Source organism: Okeania sp. SIO1H4 (genome assembly GCF_010672695.1).
GTDB classification, from domain to species: domain Bacteria; phylum Cyanobacteriota; class Cyanobacteriia; order Cyanobacteriales; family Microcoleaceae; genus Okeania; species Okeania hirsuta.
Genome location: NZ_JAAHGB010000012.1, coordinates 8283 through 33469 on the forward strand (window position 1 = coordinate 8283; position 25187 = coordinate 33469).

The 25187-nt window shown below is 37.0% G+C and carries 15 protein-coding genes and 2 pseudogenes; 8 read left to right on the forward strand and 9 right to left on the reverse strand.

What is annotated here, in order from left to right; all coding sequences use genetic code 11:
- The 3 genes from F6K06_RS11075 to F6K06_RS11085 all read left to right on the forward strand — a co-directional run.
- Nucleotides 1-7328: Ig-like domain-containing protein (locus F6K06_RS11075; protein ID WP_287323238.1), on the forward strand; the 7328-nt coding region annotated here is incomplete at its 5' end.
- A gap of 711 nt (nt 7329-8039) precedes the next feature.
- On the forward strand, nt 8040-8579 hold the full coding sequence (locus tag F6K06_RS11080) for a tetratricopeptide repeat protein (protein ID WP_287240978.1): 540 nt from the start codon (nt 8040-8042) through the stop codon (nt 8577-8579).
- Between the two features lie 503 nt (nt 8580-9082).
- On the forward strand, nt 9083-11890 hold the full coding sequence (locus F6K06_RS11085; protein WP_287308838.1) for a tetratricopeptide repeat protein: 2808 nt from the start codon (nt 9083-9085) through the stop codon (nt 11888-11890).
- A 356-nt stretch (nt 11891-12246) separates the two neighbouring features.
- Here the strand turns inward: F6K06_RS11085 and F6K06_RS11090 are convergent, their stop codons facing one another.
- The 3 genes from F6K06_RS11090 to F6K06_RS11100 form a co-directional block, all read right to left on the reverse strand.
- Entirely contained in the window at nt 12247-12531 is a 285-nt protein-coding gene (locus F6K06_RS11090; RefSeq protein WP_124145812.1) for a hypothetical protein, read from the reverse strand.
- Between the two features lie 175 nt (nt 12532-12706).
- Nucleotides 12707-14002, reverse strand: coding sequence for a hypothetical protein (locus F6K06_RS11095; RefSeq protein ID WP_287240982.1), 1296 nt, complete (start codon nt 14000-14002; stop codon nt 12707-12709).
- Nucleotides 14003-14196: 194 nt separating this feature from the next.
- A complete protein-coding gene (locus F6K06_RS11100) occupies nt 14197-14592 on the reverse strand; it encodes a hypothetical protein (protein ID WP_124144165.1) in 396 nt (131 codons plus the stop codon).
- A 163-nt stretch (nt 14593-14755) separates the two neighbouring features.
- On the opposite strand from F6K06_RS11100, the gene F6K06_RS11105 reads away from it, so the two are divergent.
- From F6K06_RS11105 to F6K06_RS11115, 3 genes are read left to right on the forward strand one after another with little or no spacing between them, the layout of a single operon-like run.
- Nucleotides 14756-14932, forward strand: coding sequence for a hypothetical protein (locus F6K06_RS11105; RefSeq protein ID WP_161564420.1), 177 nt, complete (start codon nt 14756-14758; stop codon nt 14930-14932).
- 30 nt (nt 14933-14962) lie between these two features.
- Nucleotides 14963-15640: a two-component system response regulator RppA gene (gene rppA / locus F6K06_RS11110; RefSeq protein WP_124144166.1), complete on the forward strand. Its 678-nt coding sequence runs from the start codon at nt 14963-14965 to the stop codon at nt 15638-15640.
- Entirely contained in the window at nt 15633-16895 is a 1263-nt protein-coding gene (locus tag F6K06_RS11115; RefSeq protein ID WP_287240986.1) for a cell wall metabolism sensor histidine kinase WalK, read from the forward strand. The genes rppA and F6K06_RS11115 overlap by 8 nt, the downstream gene beginning before the upstream one ends.
- Nucleotides 16896-17127: 232 nt before the next feature.
- On the opposite strand, the gene F6K06_RS11120 is transcribed toward F6K06_RS11115, so the two are convergent.
- Nucleotides 17128-17895 (reverse strand): peroxiredoxin-like family protein, encoded by a 768-nt coding sequence (locus F6K06_RS11120; protein ID WP_287240988.1) that lies wholly within the window; start codon nt 17893-17895, stop codon nt 17128-17130.
- Between the two features lie 325 nt (nt 17896-18220).
- Between F6K06_RS11120 and ftsH4 the strand changes: the two genes are divergently transcribed.
- Nucleotides 18221-20104: an ATP-dependent zinc metalloprotease FtsH gene (gene ftsH4 / locus F6K06_RS11125; protein ID WP_124144169.1), complete on the forward strand. Its 1884-nt coding sequence runs from the start codon at nt 18221-18223 to the stop codon at nt 20102-20104.
- Nucleotides 20105-20397: 293 nt separating this feature from the next.
- On the opposite strand, the gene F6K06_RS11130 is transcribed toward ftsH4, so the two are convergent.
- Nucleotides 20398-21138 carry a Uma2 family endonuclease gene (locus tag F6K06_RS11130; RefSeq protein WP_287240990.1) on the reverse strand — a complete coding sequence of 247 codons (741 nt, stop codon included), beginning with the start codon at nt 21136-21138 and terminating at the stop codon, nt 20398-20400.
- Between the two features lie 841 nt (nt 21139-21979).
- On the opposite strand from F6K06_RS11130, the gene ftsH reads away from it, so the two are divergent.
- Complete coding sequence (ftsH, locus tag F6K06_RS11135; protein ID WP_124144170.1) at nt 21980-23839, forward strand: ATP-dependent zinc metalloprotease FtsH; 1860 nt, start codon at nt 21980-21982, stop codon at nt 23837-23839.
- 81 nt (nt 23840-23920) lie between these two features.
- Here ftsH and F6K06_RS33895 read toward each other — a convergent pair.
- The 4 genes and pseudogenes from F6K06_RS33895 to F6K06_RS11150 all read right to left on the reverse strand — a co-directional run.
- A pseudogene (locus F6K06_RS33895) lies at nt 23921-24115 on the reverse strand (glycosyltransferase); the annotation flags it as partial.
- A gap of 113 nt (nt 24116-24228) precedes the next feature.
- A pseudogene (locus F6K06_RS11140) lies at nt 24229-24454 on the reverse strand (IS1 family transposase); the annotation flags it as partial.
- Between the two features lie 68 nt (nt 24455-24522).
- Nucleotides 24523-24966 (reverse strand): hypothetical protein, encoded by a 444-nt coding sequence (locus F6K06_RS11145; protein ID WP_124144172.1) that lies wholly within the window; start codon nt 24964-24966, stop codon nt 24523-24525.
- 27 nt (nt 24967-24993) lie between these two features.
- Nucleotides 24994-25185 carry a hypothetical protein gene (locus F6K06_RS11150; protein ID WP_124144173.1) on the reverse strand — a complete coding sequence of 64 codons (192 nt, stop codon included), beginning with the start codon at nt 25183-25185 and terminating at the stop codon, nt 24994-24996.
- Nucleotides 25186-25187: the final 2 nt, after the last annotated feature.

Here is a 25187-nt window from a genome sequence, read left to right on the forward strand (position 1 = left end):
ATGAACCCTTTGCTATAACTAATACAGACGGCACTTACACCATTAACAATATCCCAGCAGGAAATTACACAGTTAGGGAAGTACAACAAACAGGTTTCACTCAAACTACACCAGACCCCATTGTTACAGTAGTAGCAGACCAAAATATCTCTAATATCAATTTGGGAAATTTTCAGTCATCAGAGTTAGGCAGTATCAGTGGGGTAAAATTCCAAGATGATAACCAAAGTGGGTTTCAAGACCCAGAAGAATTAGGTTTGCCAGGATTCAGAATTTACCTAGACCAGAATAATAATAATACCTTAGATGCAAATGAACCCTTTGCTATAACTAATACAGACGGCACTTACACCATTAACAATATCCCAGCAGGAAATTACACAGTTAGGGAAGTACAACAAACAGGTTTCACTCAAACTACACCAGACCCCATTGTTACAGTAGTAGCAGACCAAAATATTTCCAATATCAATTTCGGTAACTTTCAGTCACCAGAGTTAGGCAGTATCAGTGGGGTAAAATTCCAAGATGATAACCAAAGTGGGTTTCAAGACCCAGAAGAATTAGGTTTGCCAGGATTCAGAATTTACCTAGACCAGAATAATAATAATACTTTTGAGTTAGACGAACCAAACGCTATAACTAATACAGACGGCACTTACACCATTAACAATATCCCAACAGGAAATTACACAGTTAGGGAAGTACAACAAACAGGTTTCACTCAAACTACACCAGACCCCATTGTTACAGTAGTAGCAGACCAAAATATTTCCAATATCAATTTCGGAAATTTCCAACAGGAGACTGTTGATGCTTTTATTGTTAACAGCATAGGGGATGAAGGAGATGCCAACTTAAATGATGGAGTTCCCCTAACAGCAACGGGTGTAGTTACGCTCAGGTCTGCTATCGAACAAGCAAACTTCTTGCCGGGTGAGAATACAATAGACTTCGACCCGAATATACTATTTGGTCAAACAATTACTCTAAATACTCAATTAGATATTACTAGCGATATTATTATTAATGGGTTAGGGGCAAATAATCTTACTATTAGCGGTAACAATGCTAGTCGCGTTTTCAATATTCAAGCACCCCCACCACCAATAATTGATGCTCCGATTTTGAATGCCTTGCAATTAAATATTGTATCGCCAACAGTTACTATTAGTGGTCTAACTATTACTGATGGAGTAGTTAGTAATGAACAGGGAGGAGGTATCAGAAATATTGAAGGGAATGTGACATTAGCAAATAGTACAGTCACAGGTAATACAGCTCTTTCAGGAGGTGGAGTCTATACTCAAGGTGGCACTTTAACGATCGCTAATAGTCTCATTTCCAATAACATTGCTAGTTTTGGAGCTGGTATCATTAATGATAATACTTTCGCTCCTGATGCTTATGGCAACTCTATTTTAGTTAATACAGGTGTCCTAGAAGTAAATAACACTACCATCAGTAATAACATAGCTACAAATGCTGAACTAAGTGGTGGTGGTATTGATAACGATGGTATTGCTACAGTTACTAATAGTACTATTTCTGGAAATACTTCCGGTTTTGATGGAGGCGGTATCGATAATGATGGTACAGCTACAGTTAATAATAGTACTATTTCTGAAAATGTTGCTAGTCGTTTTGGTGGCGGTATCAATAATGATGGTACGGTTACAGTGACTGACAGTACTATTTCTGGCAACAGTGCAAATGCTAGTGGTGGTGGTATTGCTAATGATGGTACAACTACATTCACTAACAGTACTATTTCTGGCAACAGTGCAAATGCTAGTGGTGGTGGTATTTATAATAATGGTCGTAATACTTTCTATGATGGGATTAACTTTGTTGGAGCTACTGCCACAATTACTAACAGTACTATTACTCAAAATATTGCTGACAATGACCGCGATAATATTGGCAATGGTGGTGGAATTGCTAATGGTGGGACTGCTAATGTTAGCAACAGTATTATTGCTGGAAATTTTGATGCTTCATCAACAATTATTCTGTCGGATGTTTCAGAGAATTTCAACGATACTTTAGTAGGAGTTTTTAATAGCAATGGTTCTAACCTAGTTGGCGATATTCTTGGCAGTAGTGGTTTTGCTCCTAGTGAAGTATTGCAAGTTCCAGTTAATTCTGTACTCGACCCAAATTTAGGAAATAATGGTGGTTTGACGTTAACCCATGCTTTAATTCAGGATATTAATAATCCTGCCATTGATGGGGGAAATAATGCTAATATTCTGCCTGGGGTACAATTTGACCAACGTGGTAATGGTTTTCCCCGGACTCTTGATGGTGATGGAGATGGTATAGCAGTTGTTGATGTTGGTGCGTTTGAAGCATCTCAGATAGAAACAGAACTATTGGTCAATATTAGCGGTACAAAATTTAACGACCTCGATAATGATGGTAGCTTAGATATTGGCGAACCGAGTTTACCAGGGGTTACTGTCTATATTGACATCAATAATAATAATTTTCCCGACAACGATGAACCGACAGCAATAACAGATGCTTTTGGTTTCTACTCATTTAATAATATTAGTCTACTCCCAGATACATATAATATTCGAGATATTCCACCTACTGGTTTTATTCAAGCTGCTCCAATTCCTACTATTACGGTTGATATTGCATCTACAAATTTTCCAAATTTTAATATTGCAAATATTGAGGTCAGTTCCTTCATCGTTAATGATACGAGGGATGCAGGAGACCTTATTCCCGGAAATGGAATAGTTGAAACTGCTCTTGGGGATAATATAGTTACATTGAGAGCAGCAATTGAAGAAGCTAATGCTTTCCCTGGTGAAAATACAATTGAATTCGAGTCTAGTTTATCCGGTCAAACAATTACTCTGTCAAATGTTGAACTAGATATTACTAGCAATATTATTATTAATGGTCTAGGAGCAAATAATCTGACGATTAGCGGTAATAATGCCAGTCGTATTTTTGATATTCAAGAGTCAACAGTTACTATTAATGATTTAGCGATCGCTGATGGATTTGTTTTTGGCGAGGAAGAAGGAGGAGGTATCAGAAATATTGGTGGTATTGTCACGGTAAATAATAGTACTATCAGGAATAGTCAAGGATTTAATGGTGGTGGTATTTCTAACAGGGACGGTGTACTCACAGTCAACAATAGCACCGTATCTGGTAATAACAGTAGTGGTAATGGTGGTGCTATATCTAGTCAAGGTGGTGCTGATGGCGAACTGACAATTAATAATAGTACAATTTCGGGCAATACAAGTATTGGTTTAGGTGGAGGAATATATATAAATACTCCGGCATCAATTAGCGATATTGCTAGCAACACAATTGTTTTAAATACAGCTATTGACGGAGGTGGTGTGTTTATAGCAGGTGGTGCTACTCGAATTGAGCAAAGTATTATTGTGGGGAATAATAGCAATAATGTATCAGGAAGTTTTTTGGGCATTGAGAATGTTATAGATGTTCCCATTGAGTCGGTACTAGAAACTGCTCTACAAAATAATGGTGGTCCGACGGAAACCCATAACTTAATTCCAGGTAGTCCTGCTATTGATACTGCTCTGGGCAATACTTTTAATCTGGATCAGAGAGGAATTCAACGACCTATTGATGGAGATGGAGATGGTAATGCTATTGCAGATATTGGTGCAGTTGAAACATCTCAAATAACACTTGTAGGTAGCATCAGTGGGATAAAATTCAACGACCTTGACAGTGATGGTTTTTTTGATGCAGGGGAACCAGGGTTAGCGGGTGTAACAATTTACCTAGACCTCAATGAAAACCAACAATTCGACCCAGAGGAACCATCTGAAATTACAAATGATACTGGGAATTATAGTTTCAGTAACCTAAACTCTGGTACATATAACGTTCGGGAAGTTGTACCAGAAGATTTCAGACCGACTCTTGCTCCAGAAACACCAATTACTATTACTGCTGCTGGGGAAAATTTCACCAATATTAATTTCGGTAACACTACTAACATTGCCGGAATTTCTATTACTCAAACAGGTGGCAGTACTGATGTCGCAGAGGAAGGAACTACGAGTGACACTTATGAAATTGCTCTTAATAGTATTCCTACTGCTCCAGTTAATATTACAATTGCTTCGGATGGTCAGACAGTTCTCAGTGATGTTGATGAAACACTAAGCAATACAATTAACCTCACATTTAATGACTTAACTCCTCAAACCGTTACTGTGACAGCAGTAGATGATGAAATAGAAAGTCCTGATATTAGCAATATTACCCATACTATTAGCAGTAATGACGAAAACTATAATGGCGCGAATGTACCATTTACTATAGATGACATTCCCAGTAACAATATACTCCCTGTCAATATTATTGATAGCGACATTGAAAATTTAGCTCCAGACGCTATAGATGATACAGCTTTCACTACAGTTAATAACCAGGTAAATATAGATGTCCTAGATAACGATACAGACCCCGAACTCGACCAGATCGATATTATTGATTTTGATGCAATTTCTACAGCAGGTGGTACAGTTACTCTCAGCACCGATGAAGATGGAAATTCCACCTTATTATATACTCCTCCCGACGGGTTCATAGGTGAAGACACATTTACCTATACTATTAGCGACGGTAATAATAACACAGACATCGCCACCGTTACTATTAATGTCCTCCCACCAGAAGAACAACGTCCAATAGCTAACTCTGATACTGCCACGACAACTCAAGGTAACCCTGTAACTATTAATGTTATCGAAAATGACATTGACCCCCAAGGTAGTCCGGTAGAAGTTTTGGCAACAACCGACCCAAGCAATGGAGCGATCGCTAATAACAACAATGGTACAATTACCTACACGCCATTACCAGGAGTGATCGGTGAAGACACATTTACCTACACTATTATTGACCCCGAAGGAAATATTTCCGAACCTGCCACAGTTACCGTTGCAGTTGACCCCCTCCCTCCAGGTAGTATCAGCGGTACAGTATTTGACGACCTAAATGATAATGATATTCTCGACCCTGGAGAAACTGGACTCAATAATGTCACTGTAACTATCAGTGGAATTGAGAACGATATTCCGATCCAACAAACAACTGTTACTGACTCATCAGGTATTTACAATTTCTCTAATTTATTACCAAATATTGAATATACTCTCACAGCAGTTCGTTCTCCCGACCTACCTCTTCAAGAGTTTCCATTTTCTGTAACTATTCCTGCTGGTGAAAGTGTTAGTGATATTAACTTTGCCTACGATGTACCCAACCAAGTAATTCCCGTAGCAGACAATGACACAGCTTCTACTACTGCCAATACTCCCATAACTGTAGATGTCTTAGCAAACGACACAGGAGAATCTCTCAATATTATTGTGGTCGATAATTTAACCACCGCAGGAAATAACGCCACTATTAACAATAACCAAATTATCTATACCCCATTACCAGGGTTTAGTGGAACAGATACTTTCACTTACGAAATTTCAGACGGCAATAATAATACTCCCAACTCTAGCGCTACAGTTAATGTGACCGTCACACCAAACCAAGTAATTCCCGTAGCTGAAAATGACACAGCTTCTACTACTGCCAATACTCCCATAACTGTAGATGTCTTAGCAAACGACACAGGAGAATCTCTCAATATTATTGTGGTCGATAATTTAACCACCGCAGGAAATAATGCCACTATTAACAATAACCAAATTATCTACACCCCATCACCAGGGTTTAGTGGAACAGATACTTTCACTTACGAAATTTCAGATGGCAATAATAATACTCCCAACTCTAGCGCTACAGTTAATGTGACCGTCACACCAAACCAAGTAATTCCCGTAGCTGAAAATGACACAGCTTCTACTACTGCCAATACTCCCATAACTGTAGATGTCTTAGCAAACGACACAGGAGAATCTCTCAATATTATTGTGGTCGATAATTTAACCACCGCAGGAAATAATGCCACTATTAACAATAACCAAATTATCTACACCCCATCACCAGGGTTCAGCGGGACAGATACTTTTACTTACGAAATTTCAGACGGCAATAATAATACTCCTAACTCTAGCGCTACAGTTAATGTGACTGTAGACTCCCTACCTTCCGGCAGTATTAGTGGAATTATATTTAACGATACTAACCAAAATGGTTTTCTCGAACCAGGAGAAACAGCATTATCAGGCGTCACAGTTTTTATAGATACCAATCAAAATGGCATTCCTGACCCCAACGAACAAACAACACTTACAAACCAGTCTGGTCTATACACTTTATCTAACTTATTACCAAATACTTATACCATCAGAACCATTACTCCTCAACCTGATGCTACTCTCACAACTCAAGAGTTTTCTGTCACCCTGTCTTCTGGAGAAAACCTCAATAATACTAACTTTGGTTATAGCATTGCCAACCCAGGTACTCTCCAATTTAGCAACCCCACTTTTAGCGTGACAGAAAATGAACCTACTGCTGCAGTTACAGTCATTCGTACTGGTGGAAATGATGGAGTAGTTAGTGCCAATATTAACCTTTCCAATGGCACAGCATCCCAGGGAATTGATTATGGCAACCCTGTTCCTGAAACTATTTTCTTTGCAGATGACCAAACCCAACAAACTATTAATATTCCTATTATTAATGACAGCTCAGTCGAGAATACAGAAACTGTCAATTTAAGTTTAAGTAACGTTACAGGTGGGGCGACTGTTGGTCAACCTGCTACTTTAGAAATTATTGATGATGAAATTATATCCCCACCACCTCAACCTTTTACTACTAGGGTGTTGGGTTTTGATGGTGAATTTAACAATTTTGATTTTGTGAGGTCTGCTCAAGTTAATCCCCCTCAAGGTCCTGCTAACCTTCTATTTTCTGGTAATACTGTAGCTTTAGTAAGTAGGAATCAAGGAGGCCAAGGAAGATTTGATGGTACTCCTAACAATGATACTGTTATTGCCTACGATATACCAAGCCGAGAATTAGGGTTCGAGCTGGATGCTATTGTAATTGATTTAGGTGAAGTTATCGATCGGATAGGTGAAATTGAGTTTGGTAATTTTTCGTTTGACTACGCTTCTCCTAACAGAAGTCACAATGTGAGGTTTTTCAATGAAAATCGTCAGGATATTGGCCAAGGAGCAACTTTAAGTCCGACTATTCCTGTTCCTGGCCAACAAAATAATTTCAGTAACTTTAGTCGTCAAGGTATTCCAATTCCAGAGAATACCCAGTTTATTGCTATTGGCAGTGAATCTACAGAAATTGGTATTGATAATTTGCAGTTGACATTACAGCCAAAGATAGACATATAGCAGAAAGAAGAAGGTTTTTTATAACTGATTATCCGAACATGATATTACACCTACTACCTATAACCTTCTTCAAAAGTATATTTACTTAGGCATTGCTTATACTTCAAGGTGAAGATATAATAAATATATTATAAGCGATTTATCTTAGTTGTTTCTACAGAGAAAACTAAGTAAATATATCTATTTTTAATCTACTATTCAGGAGTTATAAAGAGTGATTTATACCAAAAGTTATTTTATTCATACTAACTAGATTTATATTAATAATTACTATTAAGTATAAACTTAATATATCTAAATGTATGAAGCTATTAGGACCTTGATATTGAGGAATAAAATAGCCGAAACACTAACAAGATAACTAACAGGGACAAAGAAATACATTGGCAGTCAAAAAATGGCCCTAACACAAGTATTTAAAGGGCTGAAGCCCAACTACAAATAGCTAAAACCTCAATTTATCAAGAAACAGGGTAAAAGGTTATTTTTAAGGCATTTTAGAGTCAAGTCCCAATGCTAAAATTTTGCATAACCTCCCGACTGTTATAAATAATTAAGTTTATAACCGAAAAATAATCGGTATTATCCTGGAGGAACTAATATATATGTAATCTTTTGAGGCTATTTTGAAGGTATTGTTTACTTAAGTCCTACTATCCAGTCAAAATTTTTGAGAAAGATTTTGTAGTAGATTTATTGAGGTATTAATCTATGCGTTATTGGATAAACTATCTTGGAGTTATTACTACTGCTTTAGCTTTGAGTTTTTCTACATTTGAAGGATTACATCAAGGAGAAAAGTGGAAAATTTCACCTGTATTTGCTCAGGATATTTCTTATAGTAGCTCTAATAATCAATCTGAAATAAGTAGGCTGTTAAAAGAGGGTGATAAATATTATCAAAATGAGCAATACGAACAAGCATTAGAAAAATTTAAGCAGGTATTAAAACTACGACGAGATACAGGAGATTTACTTGCAGAAGGTCGTGCTTTATTCTATGTAGGAGTAATGTACGAAAAACTAGGCAAAGGTGAGAAAGCTTTAGATTACTATTGGGAAGTTATAGGAGTAGCTGAAGAAGTTGGAAATCCCAATACAGCTACAATTATTCAGAAATATTTATGTCGAACTCCAGGAGGAAAAACATACCTGAACAATGATGGATTTAATGTTCTTAAATACTGTACAGGATGGGAAGGAGACTCTGGTAGTGTAACTCTTTTATTTGATGAAGATGGCAAAAAATAATAAGAATAACTCAAATAGACTTCTCCAAAAATTAATGGGCCTAAATAATAGCTTTCTAGTATTTCTCAGTAAGTGTGAGGTACACTGCCAGAGATCCCCCCTAACCCCCCTTGAAAAGCTATCCCTTATAAGGAACTCCTCAGACACAAGGACACGGGGCGCGGAGACACGGGGACACGGAGAGAAGGGGAGAAGAGGAGTAGGGTAGAAGGGAGAAATAGTTATAGTATCTAAGTAAAACTACTTAATCATTCAAAATAAATGTACTTTAAAATATATTTTCTCTCTAGAAAAAGACTTTTAAAGTCTCCAAGATAATTTGTCTATTTTGTCAAGTTTTATATTAAGAAAGATGTTTATAAAGCATAGCTTGAAAAGGGGGGAAACCGGAAGTCCCCCTTTTTAAGGATAATTGTTGATACCTTACCCCTTGTGAAAACCGCTATAGCGATCGCCTATTATTTGGTAATTGCTAAAGCTGAATAAATAAAAAGTATAAAAAAATGTTTAAAAGTAGTGGAAGAAGAATAATTAAAAGACTCATAAATTTTTTTCTAATCTGCTGCTTGAGTTTAACTTTTTACTTATGCTACGAAACAGTATTTCCTCAAATATTAAATTCTGATCAACCTCAAAATCAGCTAATATCTCAAACTCCACAACAAACTGAAGCAAAAGCACTTTATCAACAAGGCGAACAACTCTACAATGATGGTCAATATCAAGCTGCTTTAGAAGCTTATCAAAAAGCTTTAGAAATATTCCAATTATTATACAGATTATCAGATAATTCTACTCAATCTCTATCTCTAAAAATAAGTCAAACCCTTCATAGTATTGGAGCCACTTATCAAAAACTAACTGACTATCCCCAAGCATTAGATTATCATCAACAAGCATTAAAAATACGTCGCAAAATTAATGAAAAACAAGGTATTGGTAGTAATCTAAATAGTATTGGTGCTATTTATTTTCTCCAGGGAAATTATGACCAAGCTTTAAATTACTTGGAGCAAGCTTTAGCAATACGTCAAGAATTAGGAGATTTAGTTAGAGTTGGAGGAACTCAGAATAATATAGCAGCAATTTATCAAAATCAAGCTCAATATTTTCTAGCATTAAAATATTATCAACAAGCTCTACAAACATTCCAGGAATTAGAAAATTTTCAAGGTGAGGCAGCAGTTACTAACAACATCGGCTTAATTTATCAAGAATTAGGTCAGTATGAAAAATCCTTAGAGTGGTATCAAAATGCTCTAGAAATTTATCAAGCAAATAACAACAAAAATGGCGAGGGAAATACAATAAATAATATTGGGCTTACCTATAAATTGCAAAAAAAATATGCTCAAGCATTAACATATTATCAACAAGCTTTAACAGTTAGAGAACAAATAAAAGACAAAGCAGGAATAGGGCAAAGCCTGAATAATATCGGCTTAGTTTATGACCAAAAAGGCGAATATCAAAAAGCATTAGAATATTTGCACCAAGCATTAACAATTTTCCAGGAAATAGGTAATAAAACAGAAGAAGGACATATCCTAGATAGTCTCGGAACAGTTTATAAAAGCCTCAAAGAATATACCCGAGCAGAAGACTACTATCGCCAAGCTTTAACTACTCAAAGAAATGTAGGCGATCGCGCTAGTGAAAGAATAACTTTAAGTAATATTGGAGATTTATTAGTTGCAGAAAAACAGCCGGAAGTAGCAATTATTTTATATAAACACTCTGTAAATGTCACAGAAGAAATTCGGCAAGATTTACAAAATTTTCCTCTAGATAAACGGCAATCCTATGCCGAAAAAAATGCTGATACTTATCGTCGTTTAGCAGATTTATTATTACAGCAAAATAGAGTCACAGAAGCTCAACAGGTTTTGGATTTATTGAAAGTTCAAGAACTAGAAAATTACCTCAACAATGTAGAAGGTAATGAACAAACTTCTGTGGGAATAGAATTATTACCTCAAGAACAAGAAATATTGGATAACTATACCGCTATTCAAGATAAAGCAGTACAACTGAACAAAGAACTCACAGATTTACAGAATATATCACCCACAGATAGGTCGAAAGCTCAACAACAACGTATTACTGACTTAAAAGCAGAAAAACAGCAAATTCAAACAGAATTTCATAACTTGATTTCCAACGAAAATATCGTCAAAATCATACAGGAACTCAAGCAAAAAACTGATGGAGAAAGTATAGATATTACCAATTTAAGTAGATTACAAAATATCCTCAAAATCAAGCAAAATGCTGTACTACTTTATCCCTTAATTTTGGACGATAGGATAGAATTAATATTAGTGACAAGTCAAGGATTGCCAATACATCGTTCAGTTCCGATTAACAAAACACAGTTAAAAAATGCAATTATTGACTTTAGAGGAGCTTTGACATATCCTAGAAATATAATTAGTGATCAGATAGTACACACAACAGGTCAACAGTTATACAAATGGTTAATAGAACCTTTAGAGACAGAGCTATTTTTAGCGAAAACTAAAACTATTATTTATGCTCCTGATGGTTTATTACGTTATATTCCAATAGCAGCTTTATACGATGGAAAAAAATGGTTAATAGAAAGGTTAAACATCAACAATATTACCGCAGCAAGTCTGACTAATTTTAACAGTAAACCTCTAGGTAAACTCCGAGTATTAGCAGCAGCTTTTAGTCAAGGAAATTATAAATTTCTTGTAGGTTCTAGAGAATTTCGATTCTCAGGATTAAAATTTGCCGGACAAGAAGTAGAGACCTTAGCCAAGATGATTCCTAATACGACAAAACTACTGAATCAAGCCTTCAATTGGAATGAAATTATTTCACGAGTTAATAAGTACAATATTCTACATTTTGCCACCCATGCAGATTTTGTCAATGGGCAACCAGAAGATTCTTTTATTTTATTTGGTGATGGCAGTCGTCTAACTTTGCGGGAAATTACAAACTTATCCTTACCTAATATTAATTTAGCAGTTTTGAGTGCTTGTCGAACAGGAGTAGGTGGTATTTTAAAAGATGGTTCAGAAATATTAGGGTTGGGTTATCAGATGCAACGTGCAGGGGTGAAAACATCTTTGGCAAGTTTGTGGCAAGTTGACGATCTAGGAACGCGAGTGCTGATGATTAATTTTTATCGAGCATTGAAAAAAGGCAATATCACAAAAGCAGAAGCATTACGAAAAGCACAGTTAGCTTTGATAAATGGGAGTATTAATGAAGAAGAGGCAAAAAGGTTGAGGCATCCTTATTATTGGGCACCATTTATTTTGATTGGTGATGGGTTGTGATGCTTAGGAGTCAGGAGTCAGGAGTCAGGAGCCAGAATTTAGCCTATTGTATAATGGAGAATGACATAGCACAAGGAAGAAGAAGGAATAATATCATGTCCGGTTGAACAGTTATTAATAACGACACAACTGAGGAGTCAGGAGTCAGGAGTCAGGAGGAAAGAAACAAGAAAGAGGAAGAAGAGGAGAAGAAGGAGAAAGTTTTTTGGTCGCGTAAGCGGAACGGAGTTCTATCACGCTCTTATCCGGACATGATATTATTTCCTAATTATTACCAGTTAATGCTAATTATTCTGATGTTTGTCTCTCCCTACAGATAGTGTATAGTCTGATATTTTCCGTAAGTCCTGTTTGAATTAATCAGTCAATCTTTTTTTCCTGAATACACCACTCATAGTGATACCTGTAACCATCATGAAAATTAATCCGATACCATTTAAAAGTACATAAAAAGGTTTAAGATCGTCTCCTAGATATGTACCTTGGTGAATTACCATGAAAATCTCTGCTTGCTCACTAGACAAACCAAACCAACTTTTACCGAGTCGGTAACCTATTCCTGTGATTACAGTCAGAAATAATGGTAGAAAAACTATCGGGGCTATTATTCGATGCCATTTACGATATTTTTTGTCGTTCATTGTTCTTAACTCCTAGTAATAGTGAATAAAACTCAGTTATACGAAAAGAGGGAGTAGGGGTGATTTCGTTACCGAATGCTGTCGCAAACGCGTTTGCAGAGCATCCTGGAGGAAATCGCCCGTACAAAGTAGGGGAAAATAATTGATTTGATTTTTGATGATTGGAGATGTCTATTTAGTCATCATCGTCATCATCGTCATCGTATCTGTCATCATCGTCATCATCATCATCATCGTATCTGTCATCATCGTCATCGTCATCATTATCGTATCTGTCATCATCGTCATCATCATCATCGTATCTGTCATCATCGTCATCATCATCATCATCGTATCTGTCATCATCGTCATCGTCATCGTCATCATTATCATTTAATACAGTGCCGAACAATGTACTGCTTACGGGTGGCGCTGCTGCTGGCGATATCTCGGGAATTACAGGATAACCATCAGAACGGTTGGTAGCAAAAGCCTCAAACTCATTATTTTCTTCAAACTCATCGTATCTGTCATCATCGTCATCATCGTATCCGTCATTATCATTTAACACAGTGCCGAGCAATGTACTGCTTACAGGTGACATCGCCCCTGGTAATAGATCGGAAACTACAGGATAACCATCTGTGCGGGTGACAGAAAAAGCTTCAAACTCATTTTCATCAAACTCACCCACAACATTTACCTGTTCCCCAGGGAATAAATTCAAAAATTGTCTATCTGATAAATTGGCATCTATGAATACCTGAGTGCCACCAGCATCCAGAATAAATTCATCATTATCAACAGTATTTAACACAGTACCGAACAATGTATTTGTTACAGGTGGCATCGCCCCTGGTAATAGATCGGAAACTACAGGATAACCATCTGTGCGGGTGACAGAAAAAGCTTCAAACTCATTTTCATCAAACTCACCCACAACATTTACCTGTTCCCCAGGGAATAAATTCAAAAATTGTCTATCTGATAAATTGGCATCTATGAATACCTGAGTGCCACCAGCATCCAGAATAAATTCATCACGATCTACAGTATTTAATACAGTGCCAAAGATAGAATTTCCTTGGGGAAAAGTTAGAGGGTCAAATCCTATAGTGGAAACCCCACCTGTGATTGGATCTAATGGTGCTACTGGGGGTGGCGGGTTCAATGGAGGTGAGGGAGTTGGAATTGCTGTCGTGGGTTGTGGTGGAGTTAAAATAGCTTGATTCCCTAAAATAACTACACCATCCGATCTGCTGATAAATCCTGTATCAACTTCCAAACCATCAAATTCAGCAACTACAACATTTATAGGTTCACCGATGTTTAAACCTAGTTGATTAGCATTGACAGGGAAGGGGTCTACAATGACACTTCCACCACTAAAGTTGAGGGTAAAGTCTTCTCCATTGTCTATGAAACCACCTACTATTCCATTAATTGTTGTTCCTGGTTGAACATCCAGACCAAAAGTATTTGGGTCAATCATTTATTACTTTTTGAACTCGGTGGTTTAACTATAAACTAGAAAAATGACATGAAAATGACAGCCAGTCATTTCAGTTATCAGTAGATATATCCAACTTTTCAAAATAAAATCAATTATCCTACATAAATTATCAATTCTTTCTCCCTAATTCCTACTTACTACTCCCTACTCCCTATTCCCTATTCCCTGCTACATTATTCATTAATTTGATATTGAGCTAATGCTTGAACTTTCTCTCGGGGAATACTTAAAGTACTGGATATTTCTGTTTCTAATTCTGCTATATCAGTAGTAGGAAAATCTAATATTATTTCTTGTAGTCTAGAATCACTTACATATACATCTACCGTGCTAAAACCACGTTTTTTAAAGATTTTTACCTCAATCACAATTAGCTTTGCCTTTAAAGATATATCAATTTCTGGCAAGGTATCGACTTGCACGGGGTTTGTAATATTCGCTCTAGAATACAAAATTGTTTGAGTTGCCCAGCCAGTTGTCACCCAAAATAACCCGCTGATGATTGGTAGAGGCAACCAAAACTCTAAACCTATAGCTTTAAGAGTTTTCCGCAATTTTCTTAATTTCATTGACTTTTCCTAAATTATATGTTTTACTTACTAATTATTACTTACTTTTTCTTCAAGTTAGTAGTACCAAGTTCAAAAAGTAATGCTATTCACCTTACCTCCTGACTATTGGGAATTGACTACTCTAAACCTGAGTAGCTCAACTACATGAAATTGATATCAATTGACAATTATACCAGATGAGGTTGCTGTCAAATATTCTTTAGACCAAGATAGAATAGAATTAATATTGATATTATATACAATAGCTGTAGCGATCGCAGACGATCGATCAAAAAAGTACGCAGTCTATGAAAATATGGAACTCTTACAATTATTAATAATTGAAGATATTTGCTAATTCCCAATCAAATTAAGGACTACTCTAGAAATGAGAATACTTTTAGTAGAAGATGACTCAGAACAGTTAGAACCTATCCACACAGGTTTATCCCAAGCTGGACACATTGTAGATGGAGTGGAAACAGGAGATACTGCTCAATGGTTAATGGCAGAAAATGACTACGACCTACTAATTTTAGATTGGATGTTACCGGGTGTTAGTGGGCTGAAATTATGTAGTTTGTATCGACAAATGGGCAAAACTGCTCCGGTACTAATGTTAACAGCAAAAGATACTACTATTGATAAGGTGATGGGTTTAGATAGTGGAGCGGATGATTATTTGGTAAAACCTGTAGATTTGCTGGAGTTATTGGCGCGAGTGCGAGCTTTGGGGCGACGTTCTCCATTATGGCAGGGGGATATTCTCAGTTTGGGAGATTTGCAACTAGACTTAACTAAGTTAATGGCACGAAGAGGAAAACAAGAGGTGCAACTTTCGGTGCGGGAGTCGCAACTGCTAGAATATTTCTTACGTCATCCTCATCAAGTTTTGAGTCGCGATCGAATTGAACAGTCTTTATGGGAGTGGGATAACCCACCGGATAGTAATGCTGTTAGTACTTCGGTCCGGAGGTTACGGCAAAAATTGAAGGTTTTGAGTGCAGATAAATCAATTGAAACTATCTACGGTTTAGGTTATAGGATAAATCAAGATTATGTTTAGTCGCAGTCGTCGTAATTTAGCTTGCTGGTTTACTTGGTCTATGGGAGGAATTTTAATTATTTTTACTCAGCTGCTTTTCTATATAGAACTTCGAGATAGACTAGCAACTTTTGATGGCGCTTTATATGACCGGAGTAGAGCGATCGCTTCCATGGTAGAGTACAATAAAAGTAGGGGACAGTCTACACCAGAGCTAGAAAATGTCTTAGTTTTAGGGAAAAAATCTGGAATAGGTAGCGAATTACTATATGTTCATTGGTACAACTCCCAAGGTCAAATTCTTCAGTTTGTAGGAGAACCTCCCCGAACTATGGTTAACCCCGAACCTGGTTTTAAAACAATTGCAAATAAATCTGGTGTGTCTGCTCGTCAACTTACCTTACCAGTGATGAAAGGTGAGATATTACTGGGATATTTACGAGTCGCAACATCTCTCCAGTCTTTTGTTGATTTAACTATGAAATTACGGGTTTTCTTAACGGTTGCTGTTCCGTTAGTTTGGGGGGCGATCGGTTTTGCGGGTTGGTTATTGGGAGGAATGGCGATGCAACCAATTCGTAAATCTTACCAAGCTAAAAGTCGCTTTACTGCTGATGCCTCTCACGAATTACGCGCCCCATTAGCTGCTATCCTGAGTAATGCTCAAGTTGGATTATTAATTCCTGGAACTGAGGAAACACCTCAAAGTCAGCGTCTAGAAAAAATTAGCACATTAGCAAAATCAATGAGTGTGCTTGTGAATAATTTATTGATACTGGCGCGTCACGAGGGAAAAATTAACCAAGAAGCATTACAAAATGTTGATTTAAGTTTGATGTTAGAGGAATTAGCTGAATATTATCAAAATCAAGCTGCGGGTGAGAATCTGACTTTTGACTATAATTCACCACAGAAAATGATTGAAGTTAAGGTCGAACCTGAATTACTGCGTTTGGTGTTTGAAAATTTGCTCAATAATGCTTTTAAATATACTCCAGGGGGTGGAAAAGTAAAGTTAAAGTTAGAGACAGACTCTGATTACGCTATTATTTCTATTACAGATACGGGTGATGGTATTCCTGCTACAGATTTACCTCACATATTCGATCGCTTCTACCGAGTTGATATTGCTAGAACTCGCAAAACAGGAGGTTTTGGTTTGGGGTTAGCGATCGCTCAACAAATAGTTAATGCTCATAATGGTGATATCCGAGCAACCAGTATCATAGGTAAAGGTTCCACTTTTATTGTGAAAATACCTTTATATTTTCTGTAATATTATGTCCGGTAGCATCAGTATTGTATAGCGAAGGAAAGGAAGAAGGAAGAAGGAAGAGGGAAGAGGGAAGAGGTAGGAAGGTTTAAGAGCAAGAAAAAAAAACTTAAATTTCCTGCATATCACGCTTGGGTTTACACAAACGATATTAACGGACATGATATAATAATAGATTTCGGACAGAGAAAAACATTTGCCTGTTCCCTGTTGCCTATTCCCTACTCCCTACTCCCTACTCTAAAACAAAAGATAAAGGATTACTTTTATTAAAAGCAAAATCTAGAATACCCCGATCGCAATGTTTATACAGCAAATTTCCCTGACCATCAAACAGAAAAGTTGCACCTCTTTGAGTCAAATAAGCAGAATTAGGTACATAAGTTGACCAATTACTGAGAACTTCCGTCATATTTCTTAGTCTCAGTGTGGCTAATTCAAAAGGACGTTGAAAACCTGTTCCACCTGCCATCTTAAAAAATGAACCCTTTAGAGGCGGTAAAGGTTTAGCATGGATGACTTCATCATCACCAATCAATTGAGGTGCTTTTTTATCCCCTAGATAACCTCTAAAGACCTCTCCTAAAGTACCAGGGCTACCAATACCTGCACACATTAACATTAGATTAACCCAAGCACTTTGACTTGTATTTAATAAAGGGAATTTAACAGTTAATCCCTGATATAGCTCTAATTCTTGATGCAATTGAGCATCTGGATCAACAAACAGACATTCTGTAGGAAACCCAGTATATCCACAAAATTTCAATCCAGAAGAGCGATCGCCAATCCCAATTGCCCGTATTGTCACTCCTTGAGCTTGCAAATTGGCAGATTCTCGTTGTAACCACCAAGCATATTCTAGGTTATCAAAATCACCCAATTGTGACCAAATTAAAACTAAAAGACGATTAACATTTTCGCAACCACTGAGGATAGGTGAAATTTCGCCATCACTAATTCTGAGACGTTGACTTTGCTTTAGGGTCAGGTAGATATTCATAAGACAAATAATAAAAAATCAAATCAATTATCGCACATAAATTATCAATTATAGCGCTGTGCGCAGGCAACAGGCAATAGGCAACAGGCAACAGGCAACAGGGGGAATAAAAAATCGTTTGCGCAGCATCTCCATTGGAATAATATAAGACTTTTAGCTATTGGACAGTTCTTGTAATTTGTACATAAGCCAGCGCACATTGCTATATTTTCCCCTATTCTTCTTTAGACGTTGCATGCAACGTCCCTACTCCCCCTTTTGCTCAAAAATAATATAAAATAAATATACAGACTAATATATTGCTTACCAAAAAAAGATAATAACCATGAGTATCAAAGATAATGCACAAGGACCTCGCAATATTAGAATTGGCAATATCTTATTATTGCTGGCAGGTATATTCCTATTTATCAACCTAGTATTTCCTAATTTATTCGGTCCTCAAATTCCTCGCGTTCCTTACAGCTTATTCATCGACCAAGTAGAAGACGGCAAGGTAGCAAGAGCTTCTGTAGGTCAAGACCAAATTCGTTACCAACTCAAAGAGACAGCAGAACAACCAGAACAGGTATTTTCAACTACCCCAATATTCGACTTAGAATTACCAAAACGTCTGGAACAAAAAGGAGTAGAATTTGCTGCTCCGCCTCCTTCTAATAATTTTTTTGGTAATATCTTGAGTTGGGTAATTCCTCCGCTAATTTTTGTCGCTATCTGGCAATTTTTTATTGGTCGTCGTGCAGGTGGTATGGGCGGTCCCCAAGGGGCACTTTCTATTACAAAAAGTAAGGCAAAAGTTTACGTCGAAGGCGAGTCTACTAAAGTAACTTTTAACAATGTGGCAGGAGTTGAAGAAGCAAAAACAGAATTAGCAGAAGTTGTGGAATTTCTCAAGTCTCCCGAACGTTTTACCGCTATTGGCGCACGCATTCCCAAAGGTGTATTATTAGTCGGACCTCCAGGAACTGGTAAAACTTTATTAGCAAAGGCAGTTGCAGGAGAAGCAGGAGTAGCATTTTTTAGCATCTCCGGTTCCGAATTTGTCGAATTATTTGTGGGTGCAGGTGCAGCGCGGGTACGAGACTTATTTGAACAAGCAAAGCAAAAAGCACCTTGTATTATTTTTATTGACGAACTTGATGCTATTGGAAAATCTCGTGCCAGTGGCGGTTTTTATGGTGGTAACGACGAACGGGAACAAACTCTCAACCAGTTATTAACTGAAATGGATGGCTTTGCTGCTGCCGAGTCAACAGTTATTGTTTTAGCTGCTACTAACCGCCCCGAAACCTTAGACCCTGCTTTATTGCGACCAGGAAGATTTGACCGTCAGGTTTTGGTAGACCGTCCAGATTTACCCGGTCGTCTGAAAATATTAGAAATTTATGCTGCCAAAGTTAAGTTAGCAGATAATATCGATTTAAAGGCGATCGCTACTCGTACTCCTGGTTTTGTCGGTGCGGACTTAGCTAACCTGGTTAATGAAGCAGCATTATTAGCAGCGCGTAACAGAAGAGAAAAGGTTTCTCAGGAAGATTTTGCTGAAGCGATCGAACGCATTGTGGCAGGTTTGGAAAAGAAAAGTCGTCTTCTCAGTGATAAAGAGAAAAAGATTGTTGCTTACCATGAAGTGGGTCACGCTTTAGTTGGTGCATTGATGCCTGGTAGTGGCAGGGTAGAGAAAATTTCTATTGTTCCTCGGGGAATGGCAGCTTTGGGTTATACTTTGCAACTACCTACTGAGGATAAATTTTTAAGAGATGAGGCGGAACTTCGGGGACAAATTGCAATTTTATTGGGGGGTCGTTCGGCGGAAGAAATTGTCTTTGGTAGTATTACTACTGGTGCTGCGAATGATTTGCAGCGAGCGACTGACCTAGCAGAGCAAATGGTGACAACTTATGGTATGAGTAAAATATTGGGTCCTTTAGCTTATGAGAAGGGTCAACAGAATAATTTTCTCGGTCAAGGTGGAATGAACCCGCGTCGCATGGTGAGTGATGAGACTGCTAAAGCTATTGATGATGAGGTGAAAGAAATTGTGGAAACTGCACATCAACAAGCGTTAGATATTCTTAATCATAATCGAGATTTGTTGGAAACAATTTCTCAACAGCTTTTGGATGTAGAGGTAATTGAGGGAGGAAAATTACAAGATTTATTGCAGCAAGTTCAAGCTGCAGAAGTAGGGGAGTGCTTACAAGGGTAAGTTTTTAAGATATGACACACCAGACGCGGTGACATGGGGACGCGGAGATTGGATAATTGAGTAATTAATTCAATCTACTCGCTTTATTCATTAAAGGGTAGTCCCGCATAGTCATGGTGTACAAGAAACAAGGGATGCTTGGCACGGGAGCAAGATGCTCCCACTGCCGTCTGTGGAATGGGTATCTTGCCCGTTCCGCCACTCATGAAAGAGAACTCCTGCGTCCTCTCTCCGCGTCTCCGCGTCTCCGCATCTCCCCCTGTCCGTGTCCTCAAGAACCCGCATCCTCTCACTCAAAATAGCTCATCTGGATCAATTCCTCTTTCTCTTAGTATTGCTGCCAGTCTATCAGCTCTTTGCTTTTCTTGTTCAGCTCGCTGCTTTTCCTGTTCAGCTCGTTGCTTTTCCTGTTCAGCACGTTGATATTCCTGCTCTCTAAGTCGCTCTAATTCTAGAGATGTTAGGAATTTACGTCCATCAGGTCGATATATTTCTAAAGTACTTTCTGTGATTTGAAAACGAATATTCAGACGGGGACTGACCCAACCATCAATTTTTTCTATTGTTTCTAAGCGATCGCCTCGAGGAGAAGCAGGATCGTCCACTCTAATTAAACCTGTAAAATCTATTTTATCGGGGTCATAAATATAATATTCTTCAACTCCATACTGTTGATAAAATAGTAATTTTTTATTCATTTCTTTGAGACGGTTGCCTGGTGATAATATTTCAAATACAACCTGGGGAGTAATATTTTCTTCCTGCCATTGTTTATAAGAAGCTCTATCTCCTTTTGGTCTACCAAATACAACCATAATATCAGGAGCAGTCCGAATTTTATTATTTCCTACCACTGGATACCAGAGGAAATCTCCAGCAACAAAAACATCAGCAACCTCAGCAAATAAAATTTCTAAATTTTCTTTTATAGTTACAATCCAGCGAAATTGTTTTGTATTATCTGCCATCGGTTGACCATCACTTTCTGGATAAATAATTTCTGGTTTAGTATTAGTTGTTAGTTCTTGTACCATACTTTTTTATTACGAGTTTTTGGGTGGGAAAATCTTAGACCAAGTTTGGTTGGCAAAAAATATTTTTAATTGTTCTCTGTTCTCTTAATTAATTAGCAAAAACTCCATATTTTATATTACAGTAAATTTCAGGATAGTAAGGTAAAGTTTAAGACTAATCTATAATTTTTATTCATTCCCTATTCCCTATTCCCTATTCCCTACTCCCTAAAATCAATAAATTTTGTATCTTATCAGCTAGAAAACTGCTGTCTAATACCATTTTAAAAAAAAATGTTACGAATAATTTGGCTGATTAAAAGATTTTATAGGAGATGTCCCTTGAACTAATATAATGTTCGGTTGAATACTTATAAATAACTGCTGTGAGGAGTCAGGAGTCAGGAGGAAAGAAAAGAGGAAAAGAGGAAATATTGGAGGAAAGTAAAGATAATTTCAGTATTTCTTTGGTACTGTTAGTCCTTAAATTTTATTTATCAAAATAATATGGGTCTAAAACCCCCCTTTTAAGGCGAAATATTTTTGGATAATTGCTCAAATCCCCGTTACAAAAAGAACTTCTGTACGTCGCCAATCCGGCGACTCCCCTATCTGACTTCTGACTTCTGACTTCGTTAAAACTGACCCGTCCGAGCATGATATAAAAAGATAATTTCTGACCTAAAAAATAATATTGAAGCCATTCATTCTGACTCCTGACTACTGACTCCTGACTCCTAAGAAGTAACCTAGTTATTTATAACAAATATTTATCAAACTGCTATAATAAACTATTAGTCTCAAATAAACGTTCAATTTTTGACGATTTGAATCTACAGTTCACAATTATATCCAAATAAATATGAGTCTGAAAAAGAAACCAAAAAATCCTAATAAGCGTCAGATAGGCAGTGCATTATTAATTTTGGCAGGTCTATTATTAACAGCATATTTATTAATGCCACGTCGTAAACCTCCTCGTGTTCCTTACAGTGTCTTTATTCAACAGGTAGAAAACGGACAGGTAGTGGGAGTTCAAGTAGATGAAGAAAAAATTTTATATCGTCTCAAAGGAGAAGAAGGTAAACCCGGACCTTTACTTACTACTACTCCAATAAATGACTCCCAACTACTTCAGCGTTTAGAAGATAATAAAGTTTTATTTCAAGCTGCACCACCTCAAAGTCGCTGGGTTGCTATTCTCTTAAACTGGGTAATTCCGCCTATCATATTAGTCTTAGCATTTCAGTTTTTTATGAATCGCGGTTCTCAAGGTGCTCTGTCAATGAGTAAGAATAAAGCGAAGGTTTATGTTGAAGGAGAATCAGATAAAATTACCTTTGCTGATATTGCTGGAGTGGAAGAAGCAAAGACAGAATTAACAGAAATTGTAGACTTCTTAAAATCACCTCAAAAGTTCACTGAAATTGGAGCCAGAATTCCTAAAGGTTTATTATTAGTCGGACCTCCTGGAACAGGTAAAACTTTATTAGCAAAAGCAGTGGCAGGAGAAGCAGGAGTAGCTTTTTTTAGTATATCTGGTTCGGAATTTGTAGAGTTATTTGTTGGTACTGGTGCTGCTAGAGTTCGTGACTTATTTAAAGAGGCAAAAAAGAAAGCTCCTTGTATTATTTTTATTGATGAAATAGATGCAATTGGTAAGTCAAGAACCAGTGGAAATTTTCACAGTGGCGGTAATGATGAACGAGAACAAACTCTCAATCAATTGTTAACAGAAATGGATGGTTTTGGTGCTGGAGATTTAACAGTTATTATCTTAGCTGCTACTAACCGCCCAGAAGCTTTAGATGCTGCTTTATTACGTCCGGGAAGATTTGATAGACAAGTATTAGTAGACCGCCCTGACTTATCTGGTCGTGAAGCAATTTTAAATATTTATGGCAAAAAAGTTAAATTAGGAGAAGATGTAGATTTACATAAAATAGCAGTGAGAACTTCTGGTTTTGGCGGTGCAGATTTAGCTAATCTTGTTAATGAAGCTGCTTTATTAGCTGCTAGAAATCAAAGGCAAACTGTGGCACAAAAAGACTTTGCTGAAGCTATTGAAAGAGTAATTGCTGGTTTAGAAAAAAGAAGTAGAGTTTTGAGCGATCGCGAAAAGAAAATAGTGGCTTATCATGAGGTTGGTCATGCTTTAGTTGGGGCGATAATGCCTGGTAGTGGTAAGGTGGAAAAAATATCAATTGTGCCAAGAGGAATGGCAGCATTAGGTTACACTTTGCAACTTCCTACTGAGGATAGATTTTTAAAAGATGAACAAGAAATTAGAGGGCAAATTGCTACTTTTTTAGGAGGACGTGCAGCGGAGGAAATTATATTTGGAAATGTTACTACTGGAGCTTCTGGAGATTTACAAAAAGCTACTGATTTGGCCGAACAAATAGTAACTACTTATGGCATGAGTAAAGTATTAGGACCTTTAGCTTATGAACGGAGTGGTAAAGGAGGATTTTTGGCGAATGGTGGGATTAATTCCCGTCGTTTATTGAGTGAAAAAACTGCTGAAGCTATTGATAATGAAGTGAAGGAAATTGTAGAGAAAGCTCATCAACAAGCTTTAGATATTTTGAACCATAATCGAGATTTGTTGGAAAAGATTTCTCAGCAAATTTTAGCACAAGAAGTGATAGAAGGTGAGGAGTTATATAAGTTATTAGGTCGGGCGCGATCGCCTTGGGAAAAGCAGCTTCATTTGAGCTAAGTAAAATTCTTAATGACAGGAATATTAAAGAGGAGATAGAAGCTTGGTTTTTGATAAACTGGGCTTTTATACTCATGTTATTTAGTTTCGCAAAACTACCAGAAGGAAAAAATAATAAACTATTTCAGAAACAGTTAATTTATTTTTTTTCCAGAAATCATCATAGTCTAAAAAAGTAATTAATTCGCCATTAGCAGCATCTATTCCTGCGTTGTAAGAAGCACCGCTACCTTTACCTAAAATATATTTGATATCTTTATAAGATTGAACAATGGATGTCGATCGCTCGACCGATAGTCAACTATAATTAACTCATAGTTAGAGTAAGTTTGTTATTTTACACTATCAACTTTTGATAAACTAATCAATCAGCCAGATTCACGCTTTCCACTAATGCCTTTTAAACTACTGCCCTCAACATGAGTTTGTAGAAGCATACGCATTTGTTCTGGTTGAATTTTTCTACGATAGTACAGGGTGTCAAAAGTATTGGTGTTTGCGCAGCATTCCGCAGGAAAAGTTTCTCGGCATTCAGAACAATAATATCGTGGACTTCCACTACTTGTCTTTCCATGATACCCGAGTTTGATGATGGCCACACACAGGACATTCCATGATGATTGAAAGTATTTAGGAACAATAATCATCTGATCATTCCCACACTTTCTTGATGCACTACCAAATTATTTTATCAAATTGGTATTAATACATTCACTCATTTCTGTTTCTAATAATTTCAACAAAGTATCAACATCCTGACCCAGTTGTTCAAAACAGTCTGGTGGGGATATTTCTGGTTGAAAATAAACTAATTTAATTTGGCCATCACCAATAGCAATCATTAATACTTCTAATTCTGGTTTATAACCATCTATCAAACCCAAGATTTCCTGAATTTTACCATCAACATTGCGATTTAATCTTTCTATAGCTGCTTTTGAACAATATACGAATTTTGGTGTTTCTTTTAAATCAATTCCAATTGTCTCATCAGTTTCTCCCTTTTCCAAATGTAGACCCCATGCTAAAGCAGCTAATTCTTTTTGATTAGTTCTGACAAATTTATTTAATTGATGTTGCCAATTATTTTTACTATCGTTAGGTGGGTTGTCATTGAATATTGTCATAGTTTAAATGTGAAGTTAAAATTTTTTTTAAGGTAAATATACAGCATATTCGGTGGTATATGAAGTACAGAGATTAACAATTAAATGAATGCAAGTGCGGGCAAGATGCCCGCGGCGGGTGTACCTCATGCTTAGTACCTCTTGTTCAAAAGCTTCAGGAGTTTGACCTATTGCATCAGGAAAATTATCGGGATATTCAATTATCAATTGTGACACCATAG

Bases quoted from the DNA above. Each gene is read 5' to 3' on its own strand.
- F6K06_RS11150 (WP_124144173.1), bottom strand. From the start codon at position 25,185: ATGGTGTCACAATTGATAATTGAATATCCCGATAATTTTCCTGATGCA.
- F6K06_RS11095 (WP_287240982.1), bottom strand. From the start codon at position 14,002: ATGATTGACCCAAATACTTTTGGTCTGGATGTTCAACCAGGAACAACA.
- F6K06_RS11120 (WP_287240988.1), bottom strand. From the start codon at position 17,895: ATGAATATCTACCTGACCCTAAAGCAAAGTCAACGTCTCAGAATTAGT.
- F6K06_RS11090 (WP_124145812.1), bottom strand. From the start codon at position 12,531: ATGAACGACAAAAAATATCGTAAATGGCATCGAATAATAGCCCCGATA.
- ftsH (WP_124144170.1), top strand. From the start codon at position 21,980: ATGAGTCTGAAAAAGAAACCAAAAAATCCTAATAAGCGTCAGATAGGC.
- F6K06_RS11085 (WP_287308838.1), top strand. From the start codon at position 9,083: ATGTTTAAAAGTAGTGGAAGAAGAATAATTAAAAGACTCATAAATTTT.
- ftsH4 (WP_124144169.1), top strand. From the start codon at position 18,221: ATGAGTATCAAAGATAATGCACAAGGACCTCGCAATATTAGAATTGGC.
- F6K06_RS11145 (WP_124144172.1), bottom strand. From the start codon at position 24,966: ATGACAATATTCAATGACAACCCACCTAACGATAGTAAAAATAATTGG.
- F6K06_RS11115 (WP_287240986.1), top strand. From the start codon at position 15,633: ATGTTTAGTCGCAGTCGTCGTAATTTAGCTTGCTGGTTTACTTGGTCT.
- F6K06_RS11080 (WP_287240978.1), top strand. From the start codon at position 8,040: ATGCGTTATTGGATAAACTATCTTGGAGTTATTACTACTGCTTTAGCT.
- F6K06_RS11130 (WP_287240990.1), bottom strand. From the start codon at position 21,138: ATGGTACAAGAACTAACAACTAATACTAAACCAGAAATTATTTATCCA.
- F6K06_RS11100 (WP_124144165.1), bottom strand. From the start codon at position 14,592: ATGAAATTAAGAAAATTGCGGAAAACTCTTAAAGCTATAGGTTTAGAG.
- rppA (WP_124144166.1), top strand. From the start codon at position 14,963: ATGAGAATACTTTTAGTAGAAGATGACTCAGAACAGTTAGAACCTATC.